The sequence below is a fragment of the Acidovorax sp. FG48 genome (genome assembly GCF_057809085.1).
Genome location: NZ_JBMDJH010000002.1, coordinates 236,022 through 251,800, shown reverse-complemented (window position 1 = coordinate 251,800; position 15,779 = coordinate 236,022). Strand labels below are relative to the sequence as shown.

12 protein-coding genes and 1 pseudogene are annotated in these 15,779 nt (G+C 60.4%); 3 read left to right on the top strand and 10 right to left on the bottom strand.

The genetic code is table 11. From position 1 onward, the window contains the following. Positions 1–218: 218 nt before the first annotated feature. The 8 genes and pseudogenes from ACODSU_RS04165 to ACODSU_RS04130 form a co-directional block, all read right to left on the bottom strand. Positions 219–806 (bottom strand): lysophospholipid acyltransferase family protein, encoded by a 588-nt coding sequence (locus tag ACODSU_RS04165; protein ID WP_056744927.1) that lies wholly within the window; start codon positions 804–806, stop codon positions 219–221. Between the two features lie 320 nt (positions 807–1,126). After that, a complete protein-coding gene (gene tnpC, locus ACODSU_RS04160; protein ID WP_219165064.1) occupies positions 1,127–1,477 on the bottom strand; it encodes a Tn3 family transposase post-transcriptional regulator TnpC in 351 nt (116 codons plus the stop codon). Continuing rightward, entirely contained in the window at positions 1,474–4,512 is a 3,039-nt protein-coding gene (locus ACODSU_RS04155; RefSeq protein ID WP_219165066.1) for a Tn3 family transposase, read from the bottom strand. Before ACODSU_RS04155 ends, tnpC begins: the two co-directional genes overlap by 4 nt. Before the next feature lie 19 nt (positions 4,513–4,531). Next, positions 4,532–4,722: pseudogene (tnpA, locus tag ACODSU_RS04150) on the bottom strand (IS200/IS605 family transposase); the annotation flags it as partial. Positions 4,723–4,866: 144 nt separating this feature from the next. Next, positions 4,867–5,199, bottom strand: coding sequence for a DMT family transporter (locus ACODSU_RS04145; RefSeq protein WP_219165068.1), 333 nt, complete (start codon positions 5,197–5,199; stop codon positions 4,867–4,869). 87 nt (positions 5,200–5,286) lie between these two features. After that, a complete protein-coding gene (locus ACODSU_RS04140; protein WP_219165070.1) occupies positions 5,287–8,385 on the bottom strand; it encodes an efflux RND transporter permease subunit in 3,099 nt (1,032 codons plus the stop codon). Beyond that, positions 8,382–9,494, bottom strand: a complete 1,113-nt coding sequence (locus tag ACODSU_RS04135; RefSeq protein ID WP_105749573.1) for an efflux RND transporter periplasmic adaptor subunit — start codon at positions 9,492–9,494, stop codon at positions 8,382–8,384. The genes ACODSU_RS04140 and ACODSU_RS04135 overlap by 4 nt, the downstream gene beginning before the upstream one ends. Before the next feature lie 19 nt (positions 9,495–9,513). After that, positions 9,514–10,068 (bottom strand): TetR/AcrR family transcriptional regulator, encoded by a 555-nt coding sequence (locus ACODSU_RS04130; RefSeq protein ID WP_105749572.1) that lies wholly within the window; start codon positions 10,066–10,068, stop codon positions 9,514–9,516. A 79-nt stretch (positions 10,069–10,147) separates the two neighbouring features. Between ACODSU_RS04130 and ACODSU_RS04125 the strand changes: the two genes are divergently transcribed. Then, positions 10,148–11,536, top strand: coding sequence for an efflux transporter outer membrane subunit (locus tag ACODSU_RS04125; protein WP_170073131.1), 1,389 nt, complete (start codon positions 10,148–10,150; stop codon positions 11,534–11,536). Positions 11,537–11,585: 49 nt separating this feature from the next. Here the strand turns inward: ACODSU_RS04125 and tnpB are convergent, their stop codons facing one another. Then, positions 11,586–11,807, bottom strand: a complete 222-nt coding sequence (tnpB, locus tag ACODSU_RS04120; RefSeq protein WP_170073130.1) for an IS66 family insertion sequence element accessory protein TnpB — start codon at positions 11,805–11,807, stop codon at positions 11,586–11,588. Beyond that, on the bottom strand, positions 11,761–12,960 hold the full coding sequence (locus ACODSU_RS04115) for a tyrosine-type recombinase/integrase (protein ID WP_245911765.1): 1,200 nt from the start codon (positions 12,958–12,960) through the stop codon (positions 11,761–11,763). Before ACODSU_RS04115 ends, tnpB begins: the two co-directional genes overlap by 47 nt. Before the next feature lie 90 nt (positions 12,961–13,050). On the opposite strand from ACODSU_RS04115, the gene ACODSU_RS04110 reads away from it, so the two are divergent. Beyond that, the gene (locus ACODSU_RS04110; protein ID WP_219165071.1) at positions 13,051–14,058 is read left to right on the top strand and encodes a DNA-binding protein; all 1,008 of its coding nucleotides are present in this window, start codon (positions 13,051–13,053) and stop codon (positions 14,056–14,058) included. 227 nt (positions 14,059–14,285) lie between these two features. After that, positions 14,286–15,455: an alkane 1-monooxygenase gene (locus ACODSU_RS04105; RefSeq protein WP_488840320.1), complete on the top strand. Its 1,170-nt coding sequence runs from the start codon at positions 14,286–14,288 to the stop codon at positions 15,453–15,455. Positions 15,456–15,779: the final 324 nt, after the last annotated feature.

Sequence of the window (15,779 nt, the reverse complement as noted above, 5' to 3'; positions counted from 1 at the left end):
CTGAGCGGCTTACGCCGCTTCCCCCTTTTCTCGGCTCGCTGCGCGATTCGGGACGGGGGACGCTGCCAGCGCGGCGGGGCGGCCCTTGCTCGGCAGCCCTGCCGTACGCTGCGCCAAAAGCCACCAGCGCGCTCAAAATCAAACGCTGAATGCTATGGATACTGAAGCTACCAGCGCTTATCTATCAAGCGATAGTGGCTATTTTCACAATCAGTGAATCAGGCCTCGAACTGCGTCGGGTTCTTACCCCGGATCGGCGCATAAAACGCCTTGATGCGCGCCATGTCACGATCCACATCGCCCGTGGGCTCAAACACCGGGCCCAGGCCGCCGACCTTGCGGCCATAGTCCACAAACGCGAGCACGATGGGCACGCCCGCCTGCTGGGCGATGAAGTAAAAGCCCGTCTTCCAGTGCCGCGTCTTGCCCCGCGTGCCCTCGGGCGGCACGATGAGCTGCATGGGTCCGTCGGCATCGCGCATGGCCTGGGCCGAGCTGGCGACCAGGTTGTTGGCCTGGCTGCGGTCCACCGGGATGCCCCCCAGCCAGCGCATCACCCCGCCAAAGGGCGCCTTGAACAGGCTGTGCTTGCCCATCCAGTACACGCGCAGGCGCAGCGAGAACGCCAGCATCAGCGTGTACGGCAAGTCCCAGTTGCTGGTATGCGGTGCGGCGATCAGCACGCTTTTGGCGGCATGGGCTGGCAAGGCGCCCTCGACCTTCCAGCCGGTGATGCGCAGGGTGAAGCGGGAAAAAGCGCGCAGGAGCGTGTTGACAACCGGTGTGTCAAAAATGGTGTGGTGCATGGGAAAACGGGTGACAGAACGGCGCCCGGGGCGCTGACACAGGCAGTGGGCGCTTGGCTCCACAGGCATCGAGAGCGCCGCGAGTATCGCTGATGGTGCCAATATCCCGCCTTGACGCAAGGCAAAGTGGAGCCGCCGCAGCTCGCATGCGCCCCTGCAGATTACTCCCAATTTCATAGCACTCAGGGCAATCATCGCTATCGCTACCAGCCATTTTTGCTCCAAGTGCCGGAGTAAAGGAGGGCAAGCCGGGATAAAGCCAGTTTTGACTCATAAGCCTTTTGGTTATGTCAAATGGCCCCCTTATTTCAAATCGAAACTCAATGGGTTGCCTGTAGTGTTTCCAGCGGTTCAATCAGCTTCACCCAGCCTTGCAGCGTAGCGATTGTTTGACGAATCTCTGACGTTGCTTCAAGCGCCAGTTCAGGCAAGCTCTCTTCGTCAGCAGAGCCTGACAAACCCGCCCCGTTGACCACAGCGTGCGCCATTCCGTGGAGCCGCAGCAGTACGTCCCGAAGACCGTCCTGGCCCCGTGCGTTGCCCACAACTCTGTCTAGCTGTTCGACTGCGTGCAGCAGTTTTGAGGTGTCGTAGGTGCTCTGTAGCTGTGTCAGTGCCGCCCTGTCCAGCCGACCATAGGCCGTGAGGACGGTGGTTTCTGGATCGCTCATGCTCCTGCTCCCTTTTGGCCGGCTCGCTGCCCCTCCGCTGCCACTGCAGCTGCCGCAGCTCGTGCACGCTTGGCCGCCTCACGAAACTGTGATTCCTTGACCCAGGGCTCCGGGGGCCGCTTCAGGTCGAGGTGATAGTTGCCAAACCGCTTGATACCCGAGGTCATGTACGGACTCAGGTACTCAACATCGGCCGCAGAAACGGGCTCCCCATCTGCGTACATTTCCTGCAACACCCGCATCATGTCCACCGTGTTTTGCAGGATCACCGATGAGGCAACGAGGTCGATGAAGCGCACCCGCTTTTGCTGCTCGTTCGGATCGTTCTCATTGATCACGTCGCCGCCGAAGTCCAGCCATTTCGTGAATGCATGGTACGACTCGATCTTGTTGGTCGTTGCGCTTACCTCCTGTCTCATTTCCTTGCTGGAAATCCAGCGCAGCAGGTAGATCGTGCGCAGTACGCGGCCAAGTTCGCGTGCCGCAGCAAACAGTCGGTTGTGACGCCCTTCCTGGCTGAGCTTGCGCAACAGCATCGGTGAAGCGATTTTTCCAGCCTGAATCGATATCGATACCTGCATCAGATCTCGCCAATGGTCGTGGATGAGCTTCCAGTCCACGACGTCGCTGAACAAGCGGTCAATATGCCGTAACCGCATCCCCTTCTCGGGGCGATAGAAGCGCAGATCCTTCCAGTTCCGAATGCGCGGCATCAATTGAATGCCGGCCAGATGCGTGAAGGCGAATACCGTTTCCGATTGACCATGGGTGTCTGAGTACACCGTATCGGCCTGAACACTCAAGCCTGCCTTCATCAGGCCCTCGATGACGTAGACAGCCTCAAGAACCCCTGGTGGTATGAAGTGCCGAAACACCGCGATGTAGTTGTCGGCGACGTGCCGGTAGGCCACCGCCCCCATGCGCCGATACCGGAAATGCATGCCCACCAGCAGGTTCTGATCGTAGAAGTCGTGCTGGGTGCCATCTGCCGCGACCTTTTTGCCTTCGCCCCACAGCTTGGGTAGCTCAAGCCGCAGATAAAGTTCGGTCAGATCCCGGCAGGCGTTGTCCAACTGGTCCAGGCTCATGTGCCGCTGGTTGGCATAGGACAGTTGATGTGGTGTCACACCGTTGGACAGATGACGCGCTGCCTGGTTGGGTCCCAGGTTGCAGCCCATGGCGAACACGGTGAGCAAGTAGCGCTCGCGTGCGTTGCGAAGTTTGGGATCGTCGCCGGACTGCGGCCCAAAGTTGCGGGTGAATCCTGTCCAGTGCTCGATGTTGGCGAGAACATCCAGCAGGTTGCGAGGGGCTGTGCGATTTTCGATGGCGGCGTGCAGTGCGATGGCAGAGGCCGGCACTTCGCGTGCAACAACACGCCGCAGGGTCGGTTCGCCGTTGACTCCGATCATCACGTCTCCTGCATGTTGCGGAAACTCGTCATCGATCTTTTTGGCCGTCTCGGTGAGCAATTGCTTGAGCCCGTCTACGAAATCACCCGCATTGGCGGGTATCCCAATCCGGTCGCAATACGTTGGCAGCAGCGCTTCGCACTCCTTCCAGGGCAGCAGTTGCAAGCGGTAGTCGGCAAATGACTCTGAGCCTTCGATGCACACATCGCCAGAACGAAGATCCCCACACAAATAGCTGAACACGCACACCTCGAGGTAGCGGCGGTTCGTCGGATGCCCCAGACCATGCGAACGACGCACCAGCTTGCGCCAGCGCTCGGAGGCGAACGCAAGCGCCAGGTCATCCTCGATCCACTCCACCTTGCGATGATCGTTGGCCAGAACGACCTGCAGGGCATCCAGCAGACTGCGGTCCTGAGTAGCTGCCTCAAAGCGCAACGCCTTCGCCATTCGGAACATCGCCGCACGCCAACTGCTGAACGCCTTCCAGACCAGCGGCAGATGGTTTCCCCCGCTCCACACTCGGATGGCCTCACAGTCCATGGTCAGTTGTTCCAGGTTGCCGTGCGGAGCGAGCAGATCTCGAACGCGCTGCCCGGTACTGGCGTCATCCAGGTTTTCTGCGAGGATCTCCAGCACCTGCTCCAGCGTGGCGACGAGTTCTTCACTCAGCTCGCGTTGGCGCGCCTGGATCACCTGCAGCTCCTCTCTTGCGGTCTTGTGGATGGCTCCGATGCGGCGAATGAACATTTCAGCCACATCGTCGCGGGCCCTCACACGCATCTGTCGGATCAATGCCAGGATCAATGTGTAGCGCTTGGCGGGCAGCAAGTCCTTCATGTCGCCCGCATCGAGCGCCGATGCCATGCCAGCCATGTAGTTGAGCTTGGTAACCGGAACGCCATCGAGCAGCGCATCGCTGTCAGGCAGGGACTCAAGCCATGTCAACTGGTCCAACAGCAAATCGAGATGCTTGCGTGAGGCTTTTTTTGCCGATTTCTTGATCTGGTTGTACAGAGTTCGCCTTGCCGGCAATTCCGACTCCAGCAATCGGTCAAGCCATGTTCGTTGGGCCGAACTCAGGCGCTGGTTGATTCGCTCGTTCAATGCGGCCTCCGCAGCCGAGTGGGCTTGTTCAGAGATTTCGTCGAGCGTGCGGAACACCGGAAGCTCGTAACCCAGCCGCACCAACTCCTCAACGGTGATGTTGATGATGTCAACGCGGGTCTCCACGACACTGGCGACCTGTTGGGCTATCTGGATAGCCAGCGCTCGTGTTTGCCCGTCGGTGTAGGGCTTCACACCGAGCAGTTCTCGAATCGCTTTGTGGTGGCGATACAGCGTGGCGAGCGAAGCAAATTCGATCTTGTCAGTCGGGGCGATGCCCAGCGTTGCGGAAACATGCTCGATGACCTCGGCTGGAATCGCATCGATCGCGGGGAAGTGGCGCAGGAACTCAAAGCATTTGAGCAGCACCAACAATGCCAAGCGACGTTGCGCAGTGCGTGACTGTTGCTGCGCCCATTCAATCTCCTCGGGCTTCGGAGTGAACGACGCTCGCAGGTCTTTGAGCGTCAGTATTCGAGGAAATCGAGGGTACGCAGTCCGTTCAATGCTCGCCATGGCGAATCCCCCCCACAATCATGTGCATATGGTCCGGCATCAGATGCCTCTCTTCCGTCTGGCTCTCCTTTTGACGCGCCAATGTCCTAAAACCTCCCCGAAGTGCTTTCGCAACTTCAGGTACAGCGTCTTTTTTCGACATTTCGGTATGAATACAAGGTGGTACTTACAGTCCCATTTCGTGTGATTTGGGCTTTCCATCTTGTCCATCCAGTTCTTCCTTTCGTTTGCTTGGCGGCCGGGTTATGGATAGGCGCGTTCGTGGTGTGGTATTCCGATGCCTAACTGTCGCATCCCGCCCGACCAAGCAATCTTGAGTTGTCGCCATGCTTCGGCTGTATGCGGCTTTCAAATTTAGTGGGGACTACTTTTTGAAAAGACGTTGATCACGATGACTCCAGAAACGATTAGGGCCATGCCACCGATTGCTGCAGCATCAAGCCGCTGTTTGAAAACGATCCAGGCAACAATGGCGGTAAGCACGATGCCAGCGCCGGACCACAGTGCATACACGATGCCAACCGGCATGACCTTGAGCGTCAATGAGAGACAGTAGAAGGATCCGGCATAACCTAGCGCCGTAGCCAGACTTGGCCAGAGATTGGTGAACCCGTCAGATGCCTTCAGGAAGGACGTTGCAATGACCTCGAGAACGATGGCCGCGGTGAGATAAAGGTAAATGTTCATGGTGCAATTTGTCTGGTGATAATGTGCAATGCCCCTGGTACCAGGCATGTTCTTTCGCATCGAGTTTTGAAAGGCAGCAAGTGACGTTCAGATGGGTGCCGGCGTGGCTTGAGACTCGTACTTTCGGTCCAGCCACCGCGATAAACGGCTATCGAACAGCAGCTCATATAAAGCGGGAACCATCCCGAGCGTGACCAGGGTGCCCAGCGCCAGGCCACCGATGATGGTGATTGCCATGCCCGACCAGAGGGGGCCGCCAAACAGCAGCAGTGGCACCAGGCCGGCCACGCAGGTCAGCTTGGTCATCACGATCGGCCGCAATCGTTGAACGGCCGAAGTGATGACGGCGTCTCTCGAACTGCGCCCTGCGTGGAGTTCGGCTTCGATGCGTTCCAGCAGCAAGACAGCGTTGTTGACGATGATGCCGGCAAGCGAAAGCAGGCCAAAGTTCGCCATGAAGCCCAAGGGCTCGCCAGCCAGCTTCAGCGCCGGTGCCACCCCGATCAGCGTGAACGGAATGATGGACAGTATCAGCATCAGTTTTCGGAAAGATCCAAACTGCCAGATGAACAGTATCAGCATGGCGATACCCGCATGGGGAAGGTACTCACTGAGCGCCGCATTGGCTTCTGCGGCCTCTTCGATTTCCGCTCCGAGTTCAATGCTGTAACCTGGCGGCATTTTCAGTCCGGCGATGACCGGGGCCAATCGATCAACAACCTGCTGGGCGGTTTCTGTCTCGCTGCGTCCCTCCACCGTCAGCGTGCGAGAAAGATCTCGCCGCCGGATGACCGAAGGCTCCGAGCCTATGGACACTTGAGCGACGGCCGACAGCGGCACCGGCGTGGCCCCTGCTGGATACACCAGCGTATTGGCTACGTCTTGCGTTTGCTGCCGCTGGGCCGCAGTGCCACGGACCACCACAGGCACGAGCGTGTCGCCATCGCGCAGCATGGAGACATCAACGCCAGAGAACCGGGCTGCCAGCGAATTGGCGATGTCTTCACTGGTCACCCCGAGTCGGCGTGCTTTGGCCTGGTCGATCTGCACGTCGACACGCGGAACGCGGTTGTTCCAGTCGTCGCGTACACCGACGACACCTGCCACCTTGCGCAGTTCTCCCTTGATCTGTTCACCCAATCCCTTGAGCACCGTTTCGTCAGGGCCGAAGATGCGGTACGCCACCGTGCCCGAATCACTGGACCCCAGGGAGAACCGCTTCACCTCGCCTCGGACCTCAGGATAGGTCTGCGATAGATAGTCGCGCGTGCGCGCAATCATGGTGTCGAGCTCGTTCTTGGAGGTTACGCCCACCGTGAAGTAACCAATGTGCGAGGCAGGAAGCGGTGGATTCAGCCCCAGGATGATGCGTGGTCCGCCATCGGCGACATAGCCGATGCTGGTGGTGACCTCTGGATTGACCTGCTTGTCAGACAGCCAGCGGCTGATCTCTTGAACCTTGGCCAGCGTGGTGCGTGAATCGCTACCAGGTTGCAGCTCGATGGAGACCTGGTATTGAGGGCGGTCTGATTTCGGAAGGAATCCCGCAGGCACCGTCGATAGCAACAACATTGCAAGCGTAAGGAGAACGGCCATGGCGCCGAAGAATGCGAGCTTGTGATCAAGGACCAAGTTGATGGCGCGGCGGTAGATGCGGTAGAAGCGGGTCTCGGAATTGGCTTCGTGTGTTGCGTGAGGTGAGACTTTCAAAAAGTAGTAGCACAGCAGCGGGGTCACCGTCAGGCACAAGAGCCAGGAACCCAGCAAAGCGAGAGCCAGCACCACTACCAGGGGGCGGAGATACTCGTTGATCGAGGTGTCGCCGAAGAAGAAGGGGGAAAACGCAAAGATGATCACTAGCGAGGACGTGAGCAACGGGATCGCCAGCGACTTGCCGGCCTGGATGCAGGCCTCGCGCCGCGCCTCACCTGCCACCATTCGGCGTTCGATGTCTTCGGCAATCACGATACCGTTGTCCACCAGCAGGCCCAGTGCGATGATGATCGCAGCCATCGAAACGCTGTGTAGCTCGATGTGCAGGAACTGCATGGCGATCAAGGTGCCCAGGATGGTCAGCGGCACGATGCTGCCAACGATGACGCCGGCGCGCCAGCCAAGGAAAAGCACGACCACCGCCATCACGATCACGATGGTCTCTCCCATCACCTGGTTCATCTTGCCCATTTCGCGTTCCACGACGTCGGCCTGGAAGGTGACGTAGTCGAGCGTGAAGCCTGCGGGTAGTTGCTGCTGGAGCTCGCTGACTCGCGCCTTCAGACTGCGTCCGAATGCTTGGATATTCTGGCCTGAGCGCATCGACACACCAAGCACCACCGCCGGCGCACCCTGATAGACGGCGGCGGAATCTGGCGGGTCGGCAGGCAGCACCTTGATTTGCGCAATATCGCCCAGACGAATCGTGTTCTCAGAGCGACCATGGCGATCAGGCACGCTGAGGACGAATTCCCTCAGCGCTTGGAGCGACCGAATTTCGCCCGATGCCACCAGCGCGCTATTGATCCCACTCATCACCATCTGACCACCGGACAGCACGACGTTTTGTTGCTGCAATTGCTGCAGCAAGGCCGGTGCAGCCAGGCCAAGGCCGGCCAGGCGAGCCTGATCGAACTCGAGGTAGACACGCTCATCCTGCAGTCCGTGAAAGCTGATGTTCTGCACACCGGGCAGTTCATAGAGCCGATCACGCAATCGTTTGAGCGGCTCCCGCATCTCGCTCATGGTGAAGCCTGGCGCGGTCACCGCAATCGAGGCCACTGCCACGCGGCCGAAATCATCGTTGATGACCGGTGGGAAGGTGCCGCTGGGGAACTGAGGTGATACCTCAGCGACCTTTGCCCTCACTTTTTGCCAGATCGGCGCCAGGTCGGGGTAGCTCTCTTGTATCGTGACTTGCACAATGACCGTACCGGTACGCACCGTGCTGACCACATGCTTTAGCTCTGGAAGCTCACGCAAACGCTGCTCAAGTGGTCGCGCAACCAGTTGCTCCATCCGCTCGACTGGCAGCCCGGGGTTGGAGACAAAAATCATCGCGTCGCGAATGGTGGTCGACGGCTCCTCCTGGGACGGAAAGCGCAGGAATGCAAAGACGCCTGCGACCAGTACCAGCACCGCGACGAACAACGTGAGTCGACTTGAGCCCAAGGCCGATTCGGTGATCTTCATGGCTTTGCTCCGTGAAGCAGGGTCGTGGCCGTGTGCTCGACAGCGGCCTGGCCATCGCTCAGGAAGGAGACTCCTGCAACTACCACCCGTTCACCAGCGCTCAACCCGGATTTAAGGGGGATGCGTCCATCGGGCAGCAACCCATCGCCGAGTTGCACAGCGCGTCCCACCAGTCTGGAGTTTTCCAGCACGAAGACGCTGCCTTGGCCGGGATCGACGCCTGGCAACAATGCTGCAGCGGGTACCGACAATCCTCTGCTTGCAATTGCGGGTAGCTCGACTGAAACCATGGCGCCGCTGCGAAGAGCAGGCGCAGTCTCGATAAAGCGAAAGACTGCCTGCACCAGCGAACCGCTCTCATTGCGGCTGGAAATTCGGTCCAGCTTCAGCTGCATTGCTTCGGCTGGTTGATCGGTTTGGGAGGCAGTCGCCTGCGCAAACTGCCCTGGCGCAATGCGCGCTGCCACTCGCTCCGGGAGCATGGCGACAACCTCTAGGGAGCGACCTGCTTCGAGTTGGAAAACAGGCAGACCCGCACTGATGTCGGCGTAGGGCTGGGCATTGCGTGCCACGATCACGCCGTCGAACGGCGCGGTAATACGCGACAAGGCCAGCTCCCGTTGCGCCAGCGCCAACGCGGCTTCAGCCGCCTGAAGCTGGCTTTGGGCGATGCGATACTGGGTTTGGACGGACTCCAGCGTGGGAGCGGAAATGATCTGGTCTTTGGCAAGCGACTCGTTCTGCCGCAGTTGGGTTGTACGCTCAGCCAGCGCCGCGACAGCTGAAGTGCGATCAGCCTGGGCCTTCTCAATGCGCCGCAGCGCGGGCGATTCGTCGAGGCGGGCCAGCACCTGCCCCGAACGTACGCGGTCTCCCACATCGACAAGGATGGCGCTGATGCGCCCAGCCGACTCGAAGCCGAGTTCGGCACGTTGGCGCGCGCGCAGTGTTCCGATGAACGATTCTCCCGTTCGCGCTTCACCGCTGGCGATGACCTCCACCTTGACGGGGCGAGGCGCTGCTTGGGAAGGAGGCGGTGTCCGGGAGCAGCCGGTGATGATTGCAGCCAGCAAGGCGAGGGCTGCGGTCGCATAGGTCGAGGATTGCATGTGGATACAGGGGCAGGGGTTAGGTGAGATCTTTGGCCAGCGTCTGAAGCGCCTTGCGCATGGCTTTGCGCTGGTCCTCGCTGAAATGATGGAAGTCCAGGAGCTCAAGCAGCGAGATACCGTCTATGGCTGCAGTGATCACCAGAGCAATGCCGGTCTGCGCACTCGATCCAGCGAAATCCCTGTAGGTGCGGTCATACAGCTCGCGTACAGGCCCCAACAGATGGGGGTAGCTTGAAGCGGCGGCCAGCAGATTGCGCATCAGCTGCTTTTCGCTCGGCTGCATATCGAACGTGTCATTGATGAGAGCCAGCAACATGGCGCTGCTGTTGCTGCCGCTCTCAGATGCCTTGGCGCGGGTGCGTTGGTCCCACTCGTCAATCATGGATTGCACAAGTGCTGCCAGCAAATCGTCTTTGGTTTTGAAGTGGTAGATCAGCCCGCCCTTGGTGATGCCAGCGGCGGCCGCGACGCCCTCCAGCGTCAATTGCTGAACACCTTGTGTCGAAACTATCTCGGCTGCGGCTTCAATGAGCCGTTGCTTGCCGCTGCTGCGCTGGGATGAATTGGGCATATCGATGATTGAGTGGTTGAAACTATACTGCACGTATAGTACAGTTTCAACTATTCAACGTCAACACCTGAACTGTCCTATGTCCTTCATCATCAAAAAACACAGAACACTGATTGCAATCGCTGCGCTGGCGCTACTGGGAGGGTGCTCGCATGCGCCATTGGTCGCACCACCAATGCCTGCAGTCACTCCCGAGGCGTGGAGCTTCGAGGCAAAAGGAGACTCAGGCAGCAAACCGTTGGCCGCGACCGCTTGGTGGAAAGACTTCGGGAACACAGAACTGAATGCGCTGGTCGAATCTGCCTTGCTTGCCAACACCGATCTGCGTATCGCCGCAACCCGTGTAGCGCAGGCCCGGGCCCTGGTTGACACGGTCCAGGCCGATCACTATCCGCAGTTGGGTCTGGGGGCCGGCCTGCAACGCGGCCGAGATTCGAGTGCTGATCCGAAAACCACTCAGGCCCGTGCCGGGCTTCGCGCGAGCTGGGAACCGGACATCTTCGGCGACAAAGGCTTAGCCAGCCTTGCAGCCGAAAAAGATGCCGAGGGCGCGGAACTGACCCGGCAAGCAATGCGGGTGGCTATTGCGGCTGAGGTTATGACCTCCTACTTCGATGCTCGATCCCTCGCGCAAAGACAAGCGGTGGCGCACTATGGCATCGCAACTTTGGAGCGTCTGACCGATGTCACCCGTCGACGCTTTGAAGCGGGACAGATCAGCAAACTGGACATCGACAGGCTGACGGCGGAGCTAGGTCAGGAGCGAGCCAACGCGGCTCAACTGAAAGGGGCACATGAAGTAAGGCTGCGACAAATGGCTGTGCTGCTTGGCGCCCCACACCCCCCAGTTGGCTTGACTTTCCCCGCAACTGACAACGCGGCTACAGGGATGCCAGCCGTAGTGCTGCCGATAGAGCTGTTAGAGCGGCGCCCTGATGTTCGGGGTCCTGCCCGCGCTGTTGAAGCCGCCGTCGCTCGTCTGGGGGTGGCCAAGCGCGACCTGTATCCGCGTATCGCACTCGATTGGTCGGGTGGCAAGGAACGCTTGCGTGTTGGCAGTGGTAGCGCGTCGCCAACGACAGTCGTTGGTTACGGCATGGCCCTTTCACTGCCCATTTTTGACGGTGGCCGCATCCGCGCCAACATCGAAATTCACGAGGGCAAGGCTCAGGAAGCAATGCTTGCGTATGAAAAGGCGATGCTCAGTGCGCTTGCGGACGCCGAGACGGCAGTGGTCCAACTTGCGGCGGCAAGCGACGGTGTCTCAGCGTTGGAGAGCACGCAGACTGCCGGCGCCGCAGCACTATCCAAAAGCGAGCGACTGTTTAACGCAGGGTTGGTGGATATCAACACGGTACTTGATACGCGGCGCAGCTACCTGAAGGCGCGTGACGGCCTGTTGCAAGGGCAAGGCGCGCAATTGGCGGCGGCAGTTGCGGTGCGCAGGGCGTTCGCAGGAAGAGTTTGATCGGTGGCACTGCGCTGTCATGCGCAGATCCACGGATTGCACGCCAGCTTCAGACCACGGTGATGATGCCGGCGCTTCCCATGCGCTGCCAGGGCAGACCCAGGACCAGGGCCTGGAGCTGATCGGGCTCCAGTTGCCACTGCTCATCGCCTGGTGTCGGCCAGACGAACTTGCTCTGGTGCAGGCGGCGAGCCGCCAGCCAGATGCCGATGCCTGTTAATCCTTCAGGACACCGACCATCCCACTCTGTGGGCACTCGAGGTCTGGTCATGGCGCACATCATCTTCTGTGTGCAAATAGATGCTGGTCGTGGAGATGTTTGCATGCCCCAAGTTGTCTCGCACGGCCTTGAGGTCCATGCTGTGGCTTTGGTGTGTGCCTGCCGTGTGCCTGAGCCAGTGTGCAGACGCTTGTTCCACATGCAAGGCCGCGCCCTCGTGCTCCGGTCCAAGCTCCCGAAGGCGGGTTGCGGTTTCGCGAAACACATCCTTGACCAATTCATGCACGGAGCTTCGCGACATCGAGCGGGAGGCTCCGATGATGGGAATCAGCAGCGGCAGATTTTCCCCTTCGCGCGGCAGCGGTGCGAGTTCGTTGGCCTTTCGGTAGCGCATCAGCTCTGACACCAGCTCGTCGGTTGCCGGCACGAGACGTGTCTTTTCTCCCTTGCCACAGACATCCAGCCACCAGCGTTCACGGCCATCCGCACCTCGACGCCAGTAGAAATCTCCCATTGAGTTGGTGCAGACCTCCGAGATGCGTAGACCACCGATATAGAGCAGGGAAAAGAGCCAGCGGTATCGGGCCGCCTGCTTGGCAAGGCGAGGTGTATTTGCGGGCAACGCCTCGATGGTCGCGCGCACCTGCGCCCAGTGTTCATGGGGTAGGAATCGGCTTGTTTTGGCTGGCCGCGCTATGGATTTGCGGCGCCTGAGCGCAAGAGGATTGCCCGCCAGATACCCAGCTTGGACGAGCCAGTTGAAAAGGCCGTTGAGTATGGACAGCGCCTGGCGCTGGCTCTGCCGGTCCAAGGGCTTTGCAAACGGGCGCCAGTGGGGTGACGCCCGGGGGGCCTTCTGTGCGACCTGCATGATCCATCGACCGGCTGGTTGGGGGTCTGCGAGAAAACGCTCGAACGCCAGGAAGTCCTCGTGGGTCAGATCGGACATGGCCTTGCCGTGCTGGTGCACGCACCAAAGCAGCAGCCTCTCGGCCTCCTTGCGATAGCTGGAGAGCGTCGCCGGCGAGTCCTGGTACCGCTCAAGCCAGGCCAAAACTGCCGCACGGTCGTCGTCGGCCGCCACCTGGGGGAGCCCTGAGGCCCGATTTCGGCCGCGCTCCCCGGACAAATGGGAGGGCAGCACCATGCCAGCCAAGGGCACCAGACCACCAGAATTCAACGCTAGGACAGCCAAATCAGTCATGCGGCAAATTCTATGGACATTAGAGTAATTATGTCTAGAGATTAGAAATAAGCTCATCAATTTATACGTTATACGTTGTATTATTTATTGATGAGCGAAGAATCAGAGATCCAGACCGAAGTAGAGGCCCTGCGGGCACGATTCAGCGACACCAAAACGCTGTACCGCGAGGTGTGCGCGCTGCTGTTTTTCCGATATGGCATCACGCCCACTGCGAGCAAGCTCTACCAGCATGTGCGCAAAGGGTCCATGAGCGCTCCCGCCGAGGCCCTGGCCAATTTCTGGGAGGACCTTCGAAGCAAGGCCCGCGTGGAAATCGATCATCCCGACCTCCCAGACACCCTGAAGCAGGCTGCAGGCCAGGTGGTCAGCGAGTTGTGGGGCCAAGCCACCGAGCTGGCACGAACAGAGCTAGCTGCCGTACGCGTAGAGGCGCGAGCCGAAGCCCAGGGCGCCTTGGCCAGCCTGGAGCATGCGCTGCAGCTGAACGCGCAGCTTGAAGTCCAAATTCAGGCCGCTGCGGGCCGGATAGGCGAGTTGGAGGCCCGCGCCCAAAGTCTAGACTCGGAGTTGGAGCGGGAGAGGCGCATACACGCAGCAACGACTGCCCGGGCCGACGCACTGCAGCGCCAGATCGACGAACTGAAGCTGGAGCAGGCCAAGAGCCGTCAGCACTTCAGCGCCGAGTTGGACAAGGGGCGCCAGGCCATCGCAGATGCCGCCCAGCGGGCAACTGAGGCGGAGCGCAGAGCTCTTCGGGAAATCGACCAGGAGCGCACGGCACGAAGCCATTCAGAAAAGCAGCTGGAACAAATGCGCACCAAGTTGGCCGAGGCCGAACGAAACCACCAGGCAAAGCTGATCGACATGAGTGCCGCAGCTTCTCGGATGGCGTCGGAACTGGACAATGCCAAGGCCGCATCGGCCGAGAGCGTCAGAATTGGCCAAGAGCAAAGTGCAGCACTGCAACAGGCCCTTCGGGACGTGTCGCAGCACAAGGCGGAAGCGGATACCCTTCGCGCGCTGATGGCGCAGTTCCAGCCGTCACCCAAACCCGTGCGCAGGAAGCGGAGCCCGGGGGGCCCGGAAGGCCAATGAAGAGAGCGGCTGGTAGAGCGACTGCCGGAGGCTCTCAGTAACGCCGACTGCCACGCGCGGCAAAATCCGGCATAAAAAATGAATTCTTAATAGCCAAAACGCTTATGAGCTAAAACTGGCCGTATCCTGGCTTGCCCTCTAAAGGCGCCATGCCAAATAAAACTGGCGTTGGATCTCCACCGGTCCAGAATGCGCCACCAGCAGGTCCGCGTTGTCGCTGCCGCCCCATGCTGCCAACCCTATTGCCCACCACCCCGCCCTACCGCGACCGCAAGCGGTACGCATGGCTGCTGTCCCTGGTGGTGCCCTGCACCGTGGGCGTAGGCCCGGCGTTGATGGCCTGGACGGGCAATCCACTGTCGCTGTGGGCGCCGGTGGCGTTTTTCTACCTCGTCGCCCCGTTGCTGGACTGGCTGCTGGGCGTGGACCAGAGCAACCCGCCCGAATCCGCCGTGCCTGCATTGGAAAACGACCGGTACTACCGCCGCATCACCTTTCTGCTGGTGCCGGTGCTGTGGGCCGCCTTCATCTTCAGCGCCTGGTGGGTATCCACAAAGCCATTGCCCTGGCACGGCGTGCTGGCGATGGTGCTGACCACGGGCACGGTGGGCGGGTTCTGCATCAACCTGGGGCATGAGCTGGGTCACAAGAACACGGCGCTGGAGCGCTGGCTGGCCAAGCTGGTGCTGGCGCCCACGGCCTATGGGCACTTCTTCATCGAACACAACCGGGGCCACCACCGCGACGTGGCCACCCCGGCCGACCCGGCTTCGTCGCGCATGGGCGAGTCCATCTACCGCTTTGTGCTGCGCGAGATGCCCGGCGCCGCACGCCGCGCCTGGGCGCTGGAGAAAGACCGTCTGACCCGCCAGCACCTGCCGCTGCTGTCGTGGCACAACGAGATACTGCAGCCCGCGCTCGTCACGGCGCTGCTGTGGGCCGGGCTGGCGCTGTGGCTGGGTGTGGCGATCCTGCCGTTTTTGCTCGCGGCGTCGTTCTGGGCCAACTTTCAGCTGACCTCGGCCAACTATGTCGAGCACTACGGGCTGCTGCGCCGCAAGGACGCCAGCGGCCGCTACGAACCTTGCCGCCCCCAGCATTCGTGGAACAGCAACCATGTGTTCTCCAACTGGGCCCTGTTCCATCTGCAGCGGCACTCCGACCACCATGCCCACCCTCTGCGCCGCTACCAGTCGCTGCGCCACTTTGACGATGTGCCACAGCTGCCCATCGGCTACTTCGGCATGTTCACGCTGGCCTATGTGCCGCCCCTGTGGCGCCGCGTGATGGACCCGCGCCTGCTGGCCCAAGTGGGCCACGATGCCGCTCACATCAACATCGACCCGCGCCAGCGGGCCGCGATCGTGCGGAAATACGGGTTGCGCGACCTGGGTTAGGACGGTTGGATGGGGTAGCGACCGTTCACAGTACGTCCGCTGGGCCAGACACCTCGGCCCTTGCACTTCATTATTGATAGCACGCAGCGCAATCAGCACTAGCGCCTGCACCTGTTTTGACTCAAAAACCTCCTGCGACACCTATTGCGCAGCCAGTGGGATAATCCTGGGCTCGCACCTGCAGCCCCGCAGCGCCCCCGACCAGAGGGGCCGCTCTGCTGCAGAACCTTCCCTCCCCGCCTTTGCTGTTTGCCCGTGGAAACCACCCTGAGCCCCTGGCGCATGTCCGTCGCCCCCATGATGGACTGGACAAACAGTGCGAAC